Annotated in this window: 13 protein-coding genes; 5 read left to right on the forward strand and 8 right to left on the reverse strand. The window is 68.5% G+C overall.

Features of this window, described 5'->3' with window-relative positions; genetic code table 11:
• Positions 1-18: 18 nt before the first annotated feature.
• The 7 genes from ACWPN3_RS08180 to ACWPN3_RS08210 all read right to left on the reverse strand — a co-directional run bounded on the left by ACWPN3_RS08180 (position 19) and on the right by ACWPN3_RS08210 (position 10,227).
• Positions 19-756, reverse strand: a complete 738-nt coding sequence (locus tag ACWPN3_RS08180; protein WP_146207949.1) for a hypothetical protein — start codon at positions 754-756, stop codon at positions 19-21.
• A 426-nt stretch (positions 757-1,182) separates the two neighbouring features.
• A complete protein-coding gene (locus ACWPN3_RS08185) occupies positions 1,183-1,848 on the reverse strand; it encodes a hypothetical protein (protein WP_492243587.1) in 666 nt (221 codons plus the stop codon).
• A gap of 158 nt (positions 1,849-2,006) precedes the next feature.
• A complete protein-coding gene (locus ACWPN3_RS08190; protein ID WP_492243586.1) occupies positions 2,007-5,078 on the reverse strand; it encodes a glycosyltransferase family protein in 3,072 nt (1,023 codons plus the stop codon).
• Between the two features lie 64 nt (positions 5,079-5,142).
• Entirely contained in the window at positions 5,143-6,381 is a 1,239-nt protein-coding gene (locus tag ACWPN3_RS08195) for a glycosyltransferase family 2 protein (RefSeq protein ID WP_158285307.1), read from the reverse strand.
• Between the two features lie 127 nt (positions 6,382-6,508).
• Positions 6,509-7,837 (reverse strand): hypothetical protein, encoded by a 1,329-nt coding sequence (locus tag ACWPN3_RS08200; RefSeq protein WP_492243585.1) that lies wholly within the window; start codon positions 7,835-7,837, stop codon positions 6,509-6,511.
• A 133-nt stretch (positions 7,838-7,970) separates the two neighbouring features.
• Positions 7,971-9,572, reverse strand: coding sequence for a tetratricopeptide repeat protein (locus ACWPN3_RS08205; RefSeq protein WP_492243584.1), 1,602 nt, complete (start codon positions 9,570-9,572; stop codon positions 7,971-7,973).
• A 112-nt stretch (positions 9,573-9,684) separates the two neighbouring features.
• A complete protein-coding gene (locus ACWPN3_RS08210; RefSeq protein ID WP_247872667.1) occupies positions 9,685-10,227 on the reverse strand; it encodes a hypothetical protein in 543 nt (180 codons plus the stop codon).
• A 216-nt stretch (positions 10,228-10,443) separates the two neighbouring features.
• Between ACWPN3_RS08210 and ACWPN3_RS08215 the strand changes: the two genes are divergently transcribed.
• Both ACWPN3_RS08215 and ACWPN3_RS08220 read left to right on the forward strand, forming a co-directional pair.
• Positions 10,444-11,031, forward strand: a complete 588-nt coding sequence (locus tag ACWPN3_RS08215) for a D-sedoheptulose-7-phosphate isomerase (RefSeq protein WP_492243583.1) — start codon at positions 10,444-10,446, stop codon at positions 11,029-11,031.
• Positions 11,032-11,039: 8 nt separating this feature from the next.
• On the forward strand, positions 11,040-12,752 hold the full coding sequence (locus ACWPN3_RS08220; protein WP_492243582.1) for an O-linked N-acetylglucosamine transferase, SPINDLY family protein: 1,713 nt from the start codon (positions 11,040-11,042) through the stop codon (positions 12,750-12,752).
• Here the strand turns inward: ACWPN3_RS08220 and ACWPN3_RS08225 are convergent.
• Positions 12,734-13,585, reverse strand: coding sequence for a hypothetical protein (locus ACWPN3_RS08225; RefSeq protein ID WP_492243581.1), 852 nt, complete (start codon positions 13,583-13,585; stop codon positions 12,734-12,736). The genes ACWPN3_RS08220 and ACWPN3_RS08225 overlap by 19 nt on opposite strands.
• 209 nt (positions 13,586-13,794) lie before the next feature.
• On the opposite strand from ACWPN3_RS08225, the gene ACWPN3_RS08230 reads away from it, so the two are divergent.
• The 3 genes from ACWPN3_RS08230 to ACWPN3_RS08240 all read left to right on the forward strand — a co-directional run bounded on the left by ACWPN3_RS08230 (position 13,795) and on the right by ACWPN3_RS08240 (position 18,268).
• Positions 13,795-14,619 carry a class I SAM-dependent methyltransferase gene (locus ACWPN3_RS08230; RefSeq protein WP_492243580.1) on the forward strand — a complete coding sequence of 275 codons (825 nt, stop codon included), beginning with the start codon at positions 13,795-13,797 and terminating at the stop codon, positions 14,617-14,619.
• Positions 14,620-14,690: 71 nt separating this feature from the next.
• Positions 14,691-16,271: a tetratricopeptide repeat protein gene (locus ACWPN3_RS08235; protein ID WP_492243579.1), complete on the forward strand. Its 1,581-nt coding sequence runs from the start codon at positions 14,691-14,693 to the stop codon at positions 16,269-16,271.
• Positions 16,268-18,268 carry an O-linked N-acetylglucosamine transferase, SPINDLY family protein gene (locus ACWPN3_RS08240; RefSeq protein WP_492261229.1) on the forward strand — a complete coding sequence of 667 codons (2,001 nt, stop codon included), beginning with the start codon at positions 16,268-16,270 and terminating at the stop codon, positions 18,266-18,268. Before ACWPN3_RS08235 ends, ACWPN3_RS08240 begins: the two co-directional genes overlap by 4 nt.
• Positions 18,269-18,318: the final 50 nt, after the last annotated feature.

Here is an 18,318-nt window from a genome sequence, read left to right on the forward strand (position 1 = left end):
CCCGGCCGGTCAACCCCATCACCCCTTCATCTTGAGATGGATCTTGGAGACCGGGAAATAACGCCTGTGGACATAGATGGCCTGATTGGGCCTCAGGATGCCTTTCCACTCGCCGTAGATGTCGATGTCCTCATGTTCGATGCCATAGCGCTTGACAAGAACGGAATAGATGCTCTGGTCATGGCGATGATTTTTATGGTCGCCGAAAATCGCGCTCTTGATGCAGGCGTAGAGGAACCCCTCGTCCACATAGCGCTGGAACCGTCCATTGGGCTTGTAGCCCTGGATTCCCGCGCATATCTGGTTGGCGTTCTTTTCCTCTTCGGACGCTCCCATGATCCTGAAGCAGAGATCGTGCGTCCAGGTCCTGTTCTTGTGGGAATCGCCGACGACGAAGATATGGTTCTGCTCGATCTTCTCGTAGATGTCCTTGATGTCCCGCACCAGCATCGCGCCGGAATCGAGATAGAAGATGTTGTCTCCGTAGGATGCCGCATCCTTGATGACGAAGGTCTTCCAGGCATACTGCTTGGGAGTGAGGAACTCGGGGTATATGTCGGACAACCAGGCCGGGAATTCCACGACCTGCACCTTGTGGCACCTGTTCAGCAAATCGACCTGTTCTCCTGAAAGACCGAGATTGTAGACGAGGATTCTGTCGATGGTGGAATCGCTCGTCGAATGAACAGTGCTGATCAGAAGAAGGCAGGATTCGTAGTAGGCGGAGTTGCAGCAGGTAACAAGGACATTCGACATCTTCAGCACTGCCCCGACACAGGAATTCTTCCGGAAAATTTGACCGACATTATCAGAAATCTCGCTGCATCAGCAACCCGGCGGGTTGCCTTTCCTTCCGATCAACTCCTCGAACACCGCCTCGATCCGGTCGACCGAGCGGGCGACGGTGAAGTCGCGGGCGCGGCCGGACAGGGCCATGCGCATCCAAGCATCACGATGGCGGGAGTTCTCCAACCGGCAGCGCTGCACAACAGGCAGGAACAGACAGGCATCGTGCCGCCTGGGGCGTCGGGCAGGTCGGAGAGTGTGATTGGCATGACCGGGAGGGAAACAGCACCGCGGACTGCGGCACGGCCACTCTACAGCCTTTCATTCCCCTATCGAAAGGGGCGGTTGCTCCGGACCTTTTTTCTCACCGCCGGGCTCCGGAAGTGACCCGTCAGGTCATTCCCGCCCCTTCGCCTTGAGCTGGATTTTGGAAACCGGGAAAGCGCGTCTGTGGACATAGATGGCCTGATCGGGCCTTAGAATGCCTTGCAACTCGCCGTAGATGCCTATGTCCTCGGGTTCTATGCCGTAGCGGCTGACCAGGACGGAATAGATGCTCTGGTCATGGCGATGGTTCTTGTGATCGCCGAAAATTGCGCTCTTGATGCAGGCGTAAAGAAACCCTTCATCCACGTAACGCTGGAACCGGCCGTTGGGTTTGTAACCCTGGATTCCTGCGGATATCTGATTGGCATTCTTTTCCTTCTCGGAGGCCCCCATGATCTTGAAGCAGAGATCATGGGTCCAGGTCTTGTTTTGCCCCCAACCGCCGACGACGAAAATGTGATTCTTTTCGATCTTCTCGTAGATGTCCTTGATGTCCCTTACCAACATCGCGCCGGAATCGAGATAGAAGATGTTGTCTCCGTAGGATGCCGCATCCTTGATGACGAAGGTCTTCCAGGCATACTGCTTGGGGGTGAGGAACTCGGGGTATATGTCGGACATCCAGGCCGGGAATTCCACGACTTGGACCTTATGACACTTTTCCAGGAAAGCGACCTCTTCGCCCAAAAGACCGAGATTATAGACAAGGATCTTATCAATAGTCGAATCGCTCAAATTATGGACAGTACTAATCAAAAGAAGGCAGGATGAGTAATATTCGGAGTTGCAACAAGTGACGAGGACATTTGTCATCTTCAATTTACCCAAAAACTAATAGGTATTTCCGGCAACAACTTTGACGATAATACCAAAAATCTTCATTATTGGCAACTTTAGAGGCCATCTTTCACTCTGGCCAGCTCCTCGAACACCGCTTCGATGCGGTCGACGGACCGGGCGACGGTGAAGTCGCGGGCGCGGTCGCGGCCGGACAAGGCCATGCGCAGCCAGGCATCGCGGTCCTTGACCAGGCTGCGCAGGCGGCCGGCAAGCGCCTCATGGTCCTCCGCCTTGAACAGCAGGCCGTCCACGCCGTCGCGCAGCACCTCGCCGCTGCCGCCGGTGCCACTGCCGACCACGGTCAGGCCGGCGGCCATCGCCTCCACCTGCGAGATGCCGAAGGGCTCCTGGAAGACGCTGGGGAAGACCAGGACGTTGCAGCGGGCGAACAGGTCGGACAGGCCGCGGCGGTCGAGGAAGCCGGTGAAGCGCACCTTGCCGGCCATGCCGTGGCGCTCGATGAAGTCGCGGCAGCGGGCCGCCAGATCGGTGTCCGGCGCCTCCCCGGCGAAGGTGCAGTCGAAGTCGATGCCCTCGCGGTGCAGGATCGCAAGCGCGTTGATCAGCGTCTGCGGCCCCTTGTAGTTGACGAACAGGCTGGCGAAGGCGATGCGCAGCCGGTCGGTCGAGGGCATCGCCGCGCGGTGGAAATAATCGACGCGGGCGCCGGGATGGATCACCGTGGCGGGCAGGCCGTAGCCGCCGGCGACAAGCCGGTCCGCCACCCAGCCGCTGGCCGGTCCGGCGCGGTAGAGGGGGGAGCGGGGTGCCGTCTCCGGCGCGTAGCCGGGATTCTGGTTGCCCAGGCAGTGCAGAACCGGGACGCCCATCTGCCGGGTCAGCGGGTCGAGAAACTCGGTTCCGACCAGATCGAGGTTGCCGACCAGACAGGCGTCGGCGCGGAAGTCGCGGGCGGTCTCCAGCACGCGGCGGATGTTGGCGCGGACCAGCGCGGCGCGATGGGCCGGATCGTCGTGGATGAAGGCGCGGCCGTCCTTCCAGGTGCCATAGAGGGTCAGCGAGCGGTCGACATGCGCCTCGATATCCTCGGTGCCGGCCATGCCGGGCCGGGCGAGTTCGGGCACGTCGGCGGTCAGCACCGTCACCACATGGCCGCGGCGGATCAGTTCGGCCGAGAACTCCCACAGCTTGCGGCCATAGCCGCCGAACTCCTGCGGTGGGAACAGGTTGGTGACCACCAGGATGCGGCGCGGCCGGCCGGTCGACGGGGCGGCCGCCTGCCGGAACAGGCCGAGGTAGCGCTCCAGCCCCGGATGGCCGCCGGTGGCGGCGGCGAAGGCGGCGGCGTCCAAATCCGGAGCCGGGTCTGCGGTTCCGGCGAGACGGGCGGCACGCCGGGCCTCGCAGAGATAGACGAATGCCTCCAACGCGCGTCCCGCCACCGCACACAGGCGGGCCAGCCCGGCGAGCGCATCCGGCTGCTGGCGGTCCAGCCCGACGGCACCCAGCAGAAACCGTTCCGCCAAGCTGTTCTCGCCGAAGCGGGCGGCCAGACGGGCGGCGCCGACCATCTGGTCGGCGGTCCTCAGCATCGGCTCCAGCGCCGCCAGGCGCGCACGCCGCAGATCCGGCGCCAGTCCCGCCGCCAAGTCCGGATCGGACAGCGAGCGTCCGGCATAGCGCAGGGCGTCGGCGCACTGGAACAGGATGCCGCCGGGTTCGGTGGGCACGAAGCCCCAGCCGGCCAGATGGGCGGAGACCGCGGCATGGTCGCGCGCCGACGCGGCGGGGCAGAGGACGAAGGCGCCGGACAGCCGGGCCATCCGGCGGTCGGCTTCGGCCCTATCGGAACCGGCACCCGGCCAGGGCAGCAGCGTCACCGCATCGTCCCGCACCCGGTCGGGGGATGGCGGCAGCGGCAGGGCAACCGGGGCGGTCTCGGCGTCCGGCGCGGCGTCCGGTGTGGCGCCGGGTGCGGCAAAGGCCACCCGCGGCAAATCGCGGGCCATGAGGCGCAGGTCGGCGGCGAATCCGTCCTCCACGGCGGCATGGACGGTCAGCCGCGACGCGGTCAGTTGCAGCCTCTGCAATGCCTCGTAGGCGGCGAGGCGGCAGCGGAAGCCGGCGCTCCGGGCCGGCAGGGCCGACAGTCCGCGTCGTTCCCCGCGCACCTCCAGCGCCGGATCGACGCGGTCGTCCAACACCGCGGCGTAGAACTGGGCGCATTTGACCCGCGGGCTGTGGAATTCCAGCAGATGCGCCTGTCCGGCCCGGCGGATCGCCATCGCCTGATCCGGGTGGTCGAGGTAATGGCGGGCCATCTCCACCAGCTCGCCGGGCGAACGGTAGGTCGCGAGATGGCGGCCGGGGGTGAAGCAGCGCTCCAGACCGGCGTCGGGCGACAGCGCATCGGTCAGCAGGAAGCCGCCGGCGCCCAGCGCCTCGAAGACGCGCAGGTTGAGGTCGCCGTTCAGCGAGACGTTCAGCGTGATCTGCGAGCCGGCATAGATGTCGGCCGCCATTTCCGGCGGCGCCCGCATCGCGGTCAGCGGCAGCCCGGCTTCCGTCAGCCGGTCCAGCACATGACGCCGCCAGGGATGGAAGGCGCCGACCTGGCCGACGAAGGTGAGGGGGCGGTCGGGGACTGCGGGAATGTCGCGCCGGCGCAGCGCATAATCCACCGCCGGGATCCAATAGACGCGGTCGAACCCCGCCTCCAGGAAGGCATGGGCATGCTGGCGGGTGTGGTCGAGAACCACCGCGTCGAAGCTCTCCATCGCGCCATAGGCCAGCAGCGTGCGCAGCGGGCCGGCGAAATGGTGGGTGTCGCCGACCAGCAGAACCTTGGTGCCCGGCAGCCGGTCCAGCCCGCGGGGAAGGTTGCGCCGGGTGGCGTCGGCCTTCACCACGATCAGCTCCGGACGCTGGTGCGCCGGCAGTCGGGCGACGACGGCCACCAGATCATATTCGCCGGGCGGGGTGTTCAGCGACGCGAAGCCGTCGCCGGTTTCCACCGTCGGGCAGTCGGGCCCGCAGAACACCTCGCGCTCCGAGAACAGCGGCCGGCGGTAATAGTCGGGCGTGGCAAGGCAGCAGAACAGCGTGCGGGGAGCGTCGGCTGCCGGCTGCGGGAGGAGGGAGGCGGCTTGCGTGTGCGGCGGCATGCGGAGGTCTCGGACGCGGGTTGGGAAACGGCGGACCCCATGCCCGCCGCGCCATGGGCCGGACTCAGGAGGCCGGCGGCTCCCCCCAGCCGGGGACGGTGTCCGCGCCGACCAGCGGACGGCGGAAGCCGCCGCCGGCGATCTCCGCCCGGATCCGGTCGGGGGTCATCGACACCACCCGCTCATACTCGGCGGTGTTGTGGGCGTACCAGGGGTTTTCCGTGACCGAATTGGCCGACCGCGCATGGCTGAGATGGAGCAGCGGCCCCAGCGTCCGCTCCACCCGCTCGCCCAGCAGTTCCAGGCGGCGGTAGATCTCGAAATCCTCCCAGCCCCAGGAGACGAATCTCTCGTTGAAGCCGCCGAGCCGGTCGAACACCCGGCGGGCGAAGAAGACCGAGCCGCCGTAGGAGTTCTTGTAGAGCATCTCGTTGCGCGGATCGAACAGGTCGATCTGGGTCACCGCCAGCGTCCGCTCCACGCCGGGCACGAAGTCGGGGGCGACGTCGAAGAACAGGCCGTTGAACGGGCAGGCGAGCGCCGCGCCGTCATGGACGGCCTGCCGGGCCAGCACATACTGGGTCGGCTCCACCAGAACGTCGGTGTCCTGCACGACCAGGATCGGCGTGGCCGCCGCCGCCGCCATGAGGTTGATCTGCTTGGCCTTGTGCGTGTAGGGGCTGTCGTTGCCGGTCAGGTGGACATAGCCGTAGTCGGCGGACCCCAGCCCCAGTTCGGCCATGATGCCGGGGACGTCCTGGCGCTCCGGATTGTCCTCGCAGATCAGGATGTTGGTGTCCAGATACCGCCGCAGATAGGTGACCAGGATGCGCAGGTTGCGCCTGCGGTCCGGGGATTCGATCCGGCAGGGCACCAGGAAGGTGACGTCGCGCAGGTCCAGCCGTCCGCCACGGCGCAGCGGCTCGCGCAGCGCCTGGTGGCGGGAGGCGAGCGACAGGGCATGGTCGAGCTGGGCCGCCAGCCCCTCATCGTTCGGCAGCAGCGACGCCGCGGTCTCGTAACAGTCGGCCGCGGTCCCCCAGCGGCCGGTCCACTGCATCATCTCGCCCAGCCGGATATGGGCCTGCGGCCGGTCGGGCCATTTGGCCAGGACCTTGCGGTAGGTGGCCGCCGCCGCCCCCAGCCTGCCCTGCATCTGCTGGGCGTAGCCCAGGTTCGACATCGCCTCCGGCTGGTCGGGCACCGCCACGAGGATGCTCTCGTAGACGGCCTCGGCCTCGGCCAGCCGTCCGGCATGGTGGTGCTCGACGGCGATGCGGAAGGCTTCTTCGAGGGTCGGCATGAAAGCTCCGTCGGGGCAATCCATCTGCCGGGCCGTTCGGGCGCGGGCAGGACGGCCGCTTACTTACCGCAGCCGCAATCGCGATGCACGGCCGAAGACAAACCGGCGGACCGGCGTCCCGCGCTCCTCACAGGCCGTATGCCCGCAGGATTTCGTCCCGCTTCGCGCTGTAGGGGCTGTTGCCGTGCTTTCCGGCGAGCGCGCCGGTCAGGACGAGCGGCAGCGCATCGGGGGCACGCGGCGGCAGGACGCTGTCCGGCCAGGCGGCGTGCGCCATCTCGCTCCCCAGCAGCTGCGCGGCGCGTTCGACGCAGGCGAACAGGGCGACCTGGTCGATCATCCAGATGTAGCAGCGGGCGAAGTTGGTCCGCAGGAAATCCGCGATCATCAGCAGCGTCAGATAGCCGCTGCGGCTGTGGCGGAAATAGACGAAGGAGGCGTTGTAGCGGCTGCACAGCGGCTCGCCGCGATAGTCGGTGTGGGCGACGTCGGCGGTGCCGGCGAGCCTGACGATGTCCTCCGGCTTCTCGCGGAACAGCACGTCGGCATCGCAGACGATCACGTCGGCCTTGTGCAGCAGCATCGCCTCCGCCGCGATGAGGAAGCGGGAGGACGCGTAATAGGGCTTGTCGATGGCCTCCCCCCGCAGCGCCCAGCGCTCGTGCGAGAAGGTGACCGGCATGGCGCCGACGATGCCCCGCAGCCGCTCGATCAGCTGGGCGACCTCCGCATCGCCGTTGACGATGTGGTAGTGGACGGCCACCGCCGACCCGAGCGCGTGGAGGTTCAGGATCTGCGCTGCGGCGTAGCGCTTGAAATAGGCGCCGTCCACCGACACCAGCACCACATGCCGTCCGGCCGGGGCGAAGGGCGGCGCCGCATCCGCCTGGGCCAGGGCCTGGGCCGCCCGGCGGAAGGACAGGGACGACAGGTCGATGACGCAGAGCCCGTCGCTTGCGTATTTTCCCTGCCGGAACAGGGCTTCGCCGAGCCAGAGATGGAAGATGGCATTCTGGCAGCCGGCCGCGGCGCGGCCATGGGCCTCCGCCAGATCGGGGCGGCCGGCCTCGTTGAACAGGAAGGACAGGTTGGCATGGACCTGCGGCCGCAGGGGGGATGGCGCCGCCCGTTCCAGCGCCCGGCCGAGCAGGTCGATGCCCTGCCGGGGGATGGCCGGATCGCGTTCGAGGACCCCCATGCCGGCATAGGCCAGCCGGTGCGCCAGGGCGAGATACAGGGCCTCGTCATCGGGCCGGCAGCCGATCAGCGCGTCGGCAAGCCGGCCCCTCTCCGCCCCGTCGCCGATCCGGGAAATCAGCAGCGCTATGATGTCGTAGAGGCGCTGACGGTCGCCGGCGGCCTCGATGGCGCAAAGCTCGCGGTCGAGGGCGGCATGGTCGATTGCGCAGGCCGCGGCGATGCCGCCGATCACCTGCCGGAATTTCTGCTGATCCATGCGCAAACCCGCCTGCGTTAAGGTGCGTGCCGAAGCCGAGGGCCGAAGATGGCTCTTTGCCCTGCTCCCCCCGACGATGCAAGAGCCCCTCGCTCCGGGGCCGGGCCAATGCCGAGAAGGTCGGGGCCGCCGGTCACAGGGCGTCCAGCCCGCGCAGAAGGCCGATCAGCCGGTGGGCGGCGGACCGCCAGCTGAAATTCTCCAGCAGAAGCTCGCGGGCGGACAGTCGGGTGCCGTCGGGATCGTCGATGACCGCGCGCAGCAGCCGGGCGGCTGCCTCCTCGTCGGGGGTCCACCAGTCCCGGCCGCGATAGCCGTCCAGGGCGGGGGTGACGCGGCTGGGAATCATGTGGGCCACCCGGCCGTCCAGATAGGCGCGATAGGCGCTGTGGTCCGGGGCCAGCAGGGTCAGCCCCATGGCGCCGGCCTGCGCCATCGGCAGGTCCCAGCCCTCGCCATGCGACATGCTCCAGTAATGGGTGGCGGTGGCGTGGAGCGACATCATGTCCGCATCCGACAGCATGCCCTCGATCAGGAACAGAGGGGCTGCCTGCTCCAATGTCCGGCCGGTCTCCGCCGTCAGCCGGACCAGAAGATCGCGGATGCTGCCGGACGCCCCTCCCCCTTTGCCGGCCTTCAGCAGCAGGGCGGCGCCATCCTCCGCCCGCGTCGTGCGCAGCCACACCCGCAGCAGCCCCTCCAGGTTCTTGCGGCTGTTGAGGTCGGAAATGTTGAGGATGCGCACCGGATAGTCGGTCATCCGGCGCCCGTTCAGGCCAAGGAAGGCGGCGGGCGCCACCCGGCCGGGCTCCAGCGGTTCCACCCCTTCCGGGCAGACATGGACGCGGCCGGCCGGATGGCCGGCATTGAGCCATGCTTGGCGGGAGGAGTCGGTGGCGACGACGACATGGTCGTGGCGCCGGCTGTGCGTCGCCCACAGGGGCGGAATGTCGAGCGCCTCGAACACGGTGTAGTTGATCGTCTTCAGGTTTGGCACCGCCTCGACCACCAGCGGCGTGGTGAAGCTCAGCACCGCCTTGGCCCGCACCGGCCGGTCGAGCGTGTGAAGGAGCGGGTCGATCTGATCGTCGGGCAGATTGTCGACATCGTCATGGTTCAGGTCGACCAGCCGGATCCGCACTCCTGCATCGACCAGATGGCGGACGAACTGGCGGACCTTGTGGGCATAGCCGCTGTTGTCGCGGAAGGCGCCGCGGACCACCAGCCCCGGCGGCAGCGACGGGTCGGCGGCATCGCGGGCGATCCCGCGGGCGGTGGCTACTCGCTCCAGTGCCCGGCGCAGCCGGGATGCGAATGCGCCGCCCGCCTCCAGGGCGGCGGCGCGGCGCAAAATCCGTTCGGCCTCGTCCAGCCGGCCACGGGCGAGCGCTTCGCTTCCCAGGGTGATCAGCGTCACGCCACAGTCCGGCTCCACCTCCAGCTTGCGGCGGAAATGCGCGATGGCCTCGTCGAGCCGCCCCGAATCCTGCAAGGCGCGCGCCTGGTTGAAGAGGGCGGGGGCAAGGGTGGGGGCCAGCAGGAGCGACCGCGCCATCAGTGCAATCCCCTCCGCCTCGCGGCCGGCACGGCGCATCTGCAGCCCCAGCAGATGCAGGGAGTGCGGCTCGGCCGGCTCCACCGCCAGGACGTCTCGGTAGAGCGCCGCCGCCCGCTCCGGCTGGCCGCCGTTGTGGAGGGCGACGGCCTTGGTCAGGATATCGTGGATGGAAGGCATGGCCTGTCGGGAAAAACCGGAAATCGAGGCGCCGGTGCCGTCACCGGCATCGGTCGGGGAGTTGGCGGGGAAGCTGGCAGGGGAGTTGGCGGGAGGCCGCCGAGGCCGGCCTTCAATCGAGGGGCGGCTCCGGCGTCCTGCCTGAATCGCGCGCCGGGCTGCGCATCGGGTTCTTGGGATCGAACAGGCCGAGGCGTTGCAGGGTCTGCGCGAAGCCTTCGGTCAGCATGGTGATGCGGTCGCTGATCTCCGCGATCTCGCGGGCGGAGATGACGGGAGCGTCGGTGGAGATGCGGCCATGGGCGCGATAGTTCAGGCGGATGGCGACATCGTCGGTCTCACCCTGGATCCAGGAGCCGTGCAGGATCTTGTTGCGCTCCCGCCCCAGCTCCAGCGCCTCGTCGCAGCGGGCGATCAGGGCCTTGGCCTCGTCCGCGGGCAGGCGCAGGCCGGCGATGGACTTCAGCGCATCGAAGCGCGCCTTGATCTGCATGTTGGAGGCAATCGGCAGGAAATCGGTGTGATCGGTGCCGAGAAGGCGCGAGATGCACAGCGAAACCATGTCTTCCAACTGCGCCCAGGACACGGCGATCATGCCGATCGCACAATACATCTTCACGCTGAGGGGGCCCAGCCGGACCGTCCGCGTCGTCATAGGCCACCCTTGGCATCCTCGCCCCGCCGCCGGGGCACAGGACCGAAAATAGGCTTTCCCGGCGGTCTGGGAAAGCCGTCATTGCGCGGCTTGCAGTTGACAGGCCCCCGCGATCCATAGGATGCACTGGCCGCTGCACATGGGGCACGCGCGCAGGGTCCGCCCCGTCCCGTCACCGCCGACGCGCATCATCGGTCACGCAAAGGTATTCCGCCCATGGATTCCCAGGCCACCTCCGCCCCCTCGCTGCACGGCTGCCTCACCGCCGCCATCGACGTCCTGCGGCGCACCATGGACAGCCTGGATCCGGCGCGGGTCGAGGCGGCGGTCGATGCGGTCGCCACCGCGCTGGGCGCCAACCGGGCGCTGCTGGTCTGCGGCAACGGCGGCTCGGCGTCGGATGCCCAGCACATCACCGGCGAACTGGTCGGCCGCTTCCTGAAGGAGCGCCGCGGGCTGAAGGCGATCTGCCTCAGCTCCAACGCGGCCGTCCTGACCGCCTGGAGCAACGACTATTCCTACGACAGCGTCTTCGCCCGCCAGGCCGAGGCCTATGGCGAGCCGGGCGGCGTGCTGCTGGGCATCTCCACCAGCGGCAACTCGCGCAACGTGATCGCCGCCTTCGAGGTGGCGAAGCGGCTGGGCATGACCACCATCGCCATGACCGGCGAGGGCGGCGGCAAGATGGCGGGGCTGAGCGACATCCTGCTGGACGTGCCGTCGCGCTCCACCCCGCTGATCCAGCAGGTCCACATCTGCCTGTACCATTACCTGTGCGAACAGGTCGAAGCCCGGCTCGCCTGAGCGCGTTCATGACCGCCCCCGTTCAGGAAACGCTCAAGCGGCAGGCGCTGGAGGCTTTCAACGCCGGGCGCCTGGAGGAAGCGGCGGCGCTTTGCCGCGCTCTGCTGGCTCAGGACGGCACGGCCGCCGACGTCTGGAACAATCTGGGCGTCATCCTGTCCGACCTGAACCAGCCCGACGCGGCGGCGGCGGCGCTGCGCAAATCCCTGGTCCTGCGGCCGGACTACGATAAGCCCTGGGTCGGGCTGGGCAGCAGCGCCTACGGCGCCAACCGGCTGGACGAGGCGGTCCGGCGCTGGACCCGGGCGATTGCCGCCAATCCACGGCAGGACATCGGCGTCTGGTTCAATCTGGGCGTCACCCACCAGATGCGCGGCAATGCCGATGCGGCGGCCCCATGCTTCGACCAGGCCGAACGGCTGGCCCCCGCCGATCCGCTGATCGCCAGCCAGCGGTTGCTGTGCCTGAACTACCTGGATTTGTCCGGCGAGCGCCTGCTGGCCGAACACCGGCGCTTCGACGAGCGCTTCGGCCGGCAGGACGGCCGGCTGCCGGCGGCGGCTCCGCACGCCAACCGCCCCGATCCGGAGAAGCGGCTGCGCATCGGCTACCTGTCGGTCGAGTTCCGCGAGCATCTGGGCGCCTATTTCCTGACGCCCCTGTTCGAGGCGGCCGACCGCGACCGCTTCGAGATCGTCTGCTATTCGATCCTGCCGGACACCCATGCCGACGCCCACACCGCCCGCTTCAAGGCGCAGGCCGACGGCTGGCGCACCGTGGGCCATCTCGACGACGAGGCGTTGGCGGCGCAGATCCGTGCCGACGGCATCGACATCCTGGTCGACCTCGCCGGCCATTCGGGGCTGAACCGGCTGCCGATGCTGGCCCGGCGCCCGGCGCCGGTGCAGGTGACCTGGCTGGGCTATCCCAACGGCACCGGCATGGACTCGGTCGGCTACCGCATCGTCGATCCGATCAGCGACCCGGTCGGCCCGACCGATACCCATGCGGTGGAAATGCTGGTCCGGCTGCCCGCCCCCTTCCTGTGCTTCCGCCCGCCGGCCTCCGCCCCGCCGGTGGTTCCGCTGCCGGCAGGGGCCAGCGGAACCGTCACGTTCGGGTCCTTCAACAAGCTGTCCAAGATCACCGACGGCACCGTCGCGCTGTGGGCCGAGGTTCTGCGGCGGGTGCCGGACTCCCGCCTGCTGCTGAAGGACCGGCCGCTGTCCGACCCCGGCACCGCGGCGGCGATGCGCGCGCGCTTCGCCGCCGCCGGCATCGACCCGGCCCGGCTCGACCTCGTCGGCTTCATCAAGGATGCGGCGGGGCATCTCGCCGCCTACAACCGCATCGACATCGCGCTGGACCCGCATCCCTACAACGGCACCATCACCACCTGCGACACGCTGTGGATGGGGGCGCCGCTGGTGACGCTGGCGGGCAGCCGGCATGCCGCCCGCGTCGGCGCCAGCCTGATGGCCGCCGTCGGCCTGCCCGAACTGGTCGCCGGCACCCCCGGGCAATACGCTGCCATCGCCGCCGGTCTGGCCGGCGACCTGACCCGGCTGATGCGGCTGCGCATGGGCATGCGCGAGCGGCTGCGGGCATCGGCGCTGTGCGACGAGGGGCGATTCATGCGCAATCTGGAAACCGCCTACCGGCTGATGTGGCAGCGCTGGTGCGATCAGCGCCGGTCGGACAGTCAATCCACAGGCGGCTGATTTACAGGCGGCCGGTCCACAGGCGGTTGGCCCGCGGCCGGCCAGGCGAAGCCGCCCATCCGGTCCTTCGCCGGACCCTGGAAATGCAGGAAGGTGAAGGGAACCGGGGCGCCGCCGTCGGTGCGGGCGCAGACCGGAATGCCGTCCGCCCCGAAACGGACGCTCTTCAACCCATCGCGCATGGCGAAGCAGCCGTCCGCATCGCGGATGTTGTGGTCGAAGCCCTGGGCGATCAGACCTCCCTGCTCAAGGAAGCGGGGATCGGCGGCGGCGATCTCCATCAGCAGGTGCATGTCGCTGACATGCGGCCGGCCGCCGATGCGGAAACGGTCGCCCAGGGCGTGCAGCCTCGGCTTGTCGGCGAAGATCTCCACGAAGCGGTCGCAGAGGAAGCCCAGCGCCTCCGGCCCCTCGAAGCAGTTGGCCCAACTCCAGTTCCCGGCGATCCGCCCGGCGAAGGCGGCGGAGAACCGCTCCGCCGGGCGGTAGAGCATGACGTCGCTGTCGAACACGCAGAAGCGGCCCAGCCCATGGCGGACGGCGAACTCGTGCGCGAAGAACCAGCGCCCGTAGCACATCGCCTCGTACCCCTCGCCATTCACCGAGAGATGCTCGTACACCGCGTCGAAGCGGGAGTACGAGCCGGTGTAAAGGCGGATGTCGGCCTGATGGACCGCAAAGGGCAGGTCGCGGATCTCGTCGGTCAGCAGGATCACCGGGCTGTCGGGCGAGGCAAGCGCCGCCTGTCTCAGCGCGATGTCGACCACGGCCTTGTAGCCGATATGGACGAACAGGATGGGAATGCCGGGCTTGTCGAACAGGAGGTTGGGCATGGAGGGGCGGCTTCGTCTCACGGCAAGGGGCGGCATGGTAGCCGTCCGCGGCGGCGGGAGGAACCGGCCTGTCCGCACCCTTCTTCCCGTCCTGCTCCCCTGCCCGTCTCCCCGCCTTGCCCGCCCTGCCTGCCCCTTGCTTGACAAGCCCGCCCTCCGGCTTCTACCGATAGCGCCGTCTTGCCCTTCCACCACACCGGACCGCCGCGATGAGCGAAGCGCCGTCTTCTTCCCCCGCCCCCGACACCGCATCCGCGGTGCACAGCGGGTCGGCCGACCGCTTCGGCTATGAGTGGGGCCGCTATGCCGAGCTGAAGGGCATCTACGAAGAACAGTTCCGCCGCTGGACGCCCTTCCTCAAGCCGGAGGACTGGCGCGGCCTGACCTTCGTCGACGTCGGCTGCGGCATGGGACGCAACAGCCATTGGCCGATGAGCTACGGTGCGGCCGGCGGGCTGGCCATCGACATCGACGAGCGCAGCCTTGCCTCGGCCCGCGCCACGCTGGCGCCGCATCCGGCGATGGAGGTGCGCCGCCAGAGCGCCTATGAGCTGAACGAGGTGGAGCGCTTCGACCTCGCCTTCTCCATCGGGGTCATCCACCATCTGGCCCATCCGGAAACGGCGCTCGCCAACATGGTGCGTGCGGTGAAACCCGGCGGACGGGTGATGGTCTGGGTCTATGGCCGCGAGAACAACGGCTGGATCGTCCACTTCGCCGACCCGCTGCGCAAGGCGCTGTTCAGCCGCCTGCCGATCGGGCTGGTGCATGCGCTGTCCCTGCCGCCGACCGCCCTGCTGTGGCTGGCCTTGCGGCTGGGGCTGGACCGGCTGGAATATTTCCGCCTGATCCGCCGCTTCGACTTCGCCCATCTGCGCTCCATCGTCTTCGACCAGATGCTGCCGAAGATCGCCAACTACTGGCGCCGTGACGAGGTGGAGACGCTGATGAAGGGCGCCGGGCTGGAGGACGTTCAGCTCGCCTGGGTCAACGAGATCTCCTGGGCGGCCATCGGAGCGAAGCCGCGGGGGTAAGATCAAAGAAATGAACAAGGCAGCCCTTTATTGCTGACGGCCGGGGTCTTGGGTTAAGAAGCCGCGGGTCAGTGCGACAATCGATCCGCGCCGCCGGTCATTTGCGCGATCAAGCGTTGGGGGTTGCCATTTCCGAGTTCTCGCCGGCCTTCGTCCAGGCCTACAACACCGGTGCGGCGCTGTTCCAGGCCGGCCGCTTCGACGAGGCGGCCACCGTCTACCGCCGCCTGATCGACGAAAACCCGGACATCGCGGCACCGCGTGGCGCCACCCTGCATGGGGCGCTGGGCCTGTGCCTGCGCGCCTCCGGCCGGCCGGCCGAGGCGATGGAACCGCTGCGCCAGGCGCTGCGGCTGAAGCCCGACCATCTGGACGCGCTGAACGCGCTGGGCGGCATCCTGCTGGACCAGCGCCACATCGAGCATGCGCTGATCGCCTTCCGCGAACTGGCGAGACTGAAGCCCGACTATCCGGGAGCACTGCTGACGCTGGGCAACCTGTTCATGTTCAGCGGCGACGGCGAGCGGGCGTGCGCCGTCTACCGGCTGGCGCTGGCCGTCGAGCCGGACGTGGCCGTCAACCACAACAACCTGGGCGCCGTCAGCCTCAGCCTCGGCCATCTGGCGGACGCGGCGCTGAACTACCGCCGGGCGCTCGCCATCGACGTCGGCAGGCCGGAATACCGCAAGAATCTCGGCACCTGCCTGCTGATGGCCGGCGACTACGCCAACGGCACCGTCGCCTATGAGGGCCGGCTGGAGCAGGGGGTCTGGCGCAAGCGCAACATGCCGGGCGTCCTGTGGCAGGGCCAGCCGCTGGCGGGGAAGACCCTGCTGGTCCATTTCGAGCAGGGGCTGGGCGATTCCTTCCAGTACATCCGCTATGCCGGCGTGCTGAAGCGGATGGGCGCGCGGGTGCTCTACGAATGCCAGCCGGCGCTGAAGCGCGTGCTGTCGGCCGCCCCCGACCTGGACGGGCTGTTCGCCTTCGGCGAACCGCTGCCGGCCTACGATTACCACATCTCGCTGATGAGCCTGATGAACCGGCTCGGCACCACGCCGGACAGCGTCCCCGGCGGCGTGCCCTATCTGCGGGCGGAGCCGCAGCTGCAGGCCGGCTGGGCGGAGCGGCTGGACCGGCTGGAGGGCGGCAATCGCCCGGCCTTGCGGATCGGCATCAACTGGCACGGCAACGAGACCGGCAAGTCGATCCCGCTGGAATGCTTCGAGGCGATGGGGAAACTGGCCGGCGTCCGGCTCTACAGCCTGCAGAAGGTGTCGGGCCTCGACCATCTGGAGCGGCTGCGCGACCGGGTGGCGGTGACCGAGCTGGGGGCGGATTTCGACGCCGGACCGGATGCCTTCCTCGACACCGCCGCGGCGATGGCCAACATGGACCTGATCGTCACCTGCGACACCTCGGTCTGCCATCTGGCCGGCGCCATGGGGCGGCCGACCTGGGTGGTGCTGAAATGGTTCGCCGACTGGCGCTGGATGCGCGACCGCCTCGACAGCCCCTGGTATCCGACCATGCGCCTGTTCCGGCAGGCGAGACCCAACGACTGGGCCGAGGTGATGGCCAGGGTGACGGCGGACGTGGCGGCCGAGGCCGGAAACCGGACCGGCATTCTCGCCGGGGAGGCGGGGCGATGACGCTGAACGAAGCGCTCCGGCTGGCGCTGGACCATTTCCGGGCCGGCCGGCCGGCCGAGGCGGAGCAGGTATGCCGGGCGATCCTGAACGCCGTTCCCGGCCAGGGCGAGATCCTCCAGCTGCTGGGCACGGTGGTGATGATGCAGAACCGCCCGCAGGAGGCGGAGACCATCCTACGCCAGTCGATCACGATCCGTCCCGATCTGTCCGACAGCCACAGCAATCTCGGCACCGTGCTGCAGTCGCTGGGCCGCATGGGCAAGTCCCTGGCCGCCCACGACCGCTGCGTCCAGCTGACCCCCGGCACGCCGGAGGGCTACGTCAACCGCGGATCGACCCGCCTGGCGCTCGGCGACCGCAACGGGGCGGCGACCGATTTCGCCCGCGCGCTCCGGCTGCGGCCGATCGACGCGCTCGCCGCCGCCAATCTCGGCGTGGCGCTCCGCGAGGGGCAGCGGATGGCCGAGGCGATCCGCGCCCTGAGGCGGGCGCTGGTCATCGAGCCCGGCAATGGTGAGGCGATGCTCGGCTATGCCCACGCCCTGCGCGAACTGAGCCGCCTGGGCGAGGCGGAAACCGCCTATGCCCGCGCGGTGACGCTGACGCCGGCCAAGACCGAAGCCCTGTGCTACCACCTCTACCTCAAGCAGACGCTGTGCGCCTGGGACGATTACGACCGGCTGTGCACCCGGGTGACGGAGACCATCGACCAGGATGCCGGCGTCGTCATCCCGCTGGCCACCCTGTCGATCGACACCACGCCGGCCCAGCAGGACCGGTCCGCCCGGCTGTTCTACGACCGGCTGGTCAAGCGCCCCTCGGCCCCGCCGATGCCGGCGCGGCCGGAAAGCCGGCCCGACAGCCGGCCCGACAGCCGTTTGCGGATCGCCTATGTCTCGGCCGATTTCCACGAGCACGCCACCGCCTATCTGGCGGCCGAGCTGTTCGAGCTGCACGACCGCGGGCAATTCGAGGTGCTGGCCTATTCCTACGGCCCCGACGACGGCAGCGCCATGCGCCAGCGGCTGGTGAAGTCGTTCGACCGCTTCCGCGACATCCGCAGCGTGCCGCTGGATGCCGTCGCCCGCTGCATGGCCGACGACGGCGTCGACATCATGATCGACCTGAAGGGATACACGAAGCAGACCCGGCTCGACCTGCTGTCGCGCCGGCTGGCGCCGGTCGAAGTCAGTTACCTGGGCTATCCCGGCACCATCGGCTGCCCGTACATGGATTATGTGATCGGCGACCGCTTCGTCACCCCGCCGGAGCACCAGCCCTTCTATGCCGAGCGGCTGGCGATCCTGCCCGATGCCTATCAGATCAACGACCGCCGCCGCCCGCTGCCCGAGCAGGTGCCGTCGCGCGGCCAGTGCGGCCTGCCGGAGGACGGCGTCGTCTTCGCCGCCTTCAACACCGCCTACAAGATCAGCCCGACCATGTTCGCCCTGTGGATGCGCATCCTGAAGCGCGTGCCCGGATCGGTGCTGTGGCTGTTCGAAGCCAATCCGCAGGCCGCCGCCAATCTGAAAGCCACGGCCGAGGCCCAAGGCGTCTCCGGCGACCGGCTGGTCTTCGCCCCGCCCCGCCCGCTGGCCGACCACATCGCCCGCTACCGTGTCGCCGATCTGGCGCTCGACACCCTGCCCTACACCGGCCACACCACCACCAGCGACGCGCTGTGGGCCGGCTGCCCGGTGGTGACCTGCCTGGGCGGGAGCTTCGCGTCCAGGGTGGCGGCGAGCCTGCTGAACGCGGCCGGCCTGCCCGACACCATCACCCGCTCGCTGTCCGGCTACGAAGAGCTGGCGGTGGCGCTCGCCGGCGATCCCGAGCGGCGCGCCGGTTTCCGCAAGCGGCTGGAGGGGGGGCGGATGACGGTGCCGCTGTTCGACAGCCACCGCTTCACCCGCAACCTGGAACGCGCCTATCAGGTCATGTGGGCGCTGCACAAGGCCGGCAAGCCGCCGCAGGGCTTCATCCTGCCGGCGGGCTGAGGGGAAGGGCGGGGGGAAGGGAAACCTTCCCCCGTTTCGCTTCCATCCGC

The sequence above is a fragment of the Azospirillum sp. UENF 111221 genome, from assembly GCF_058780625.1.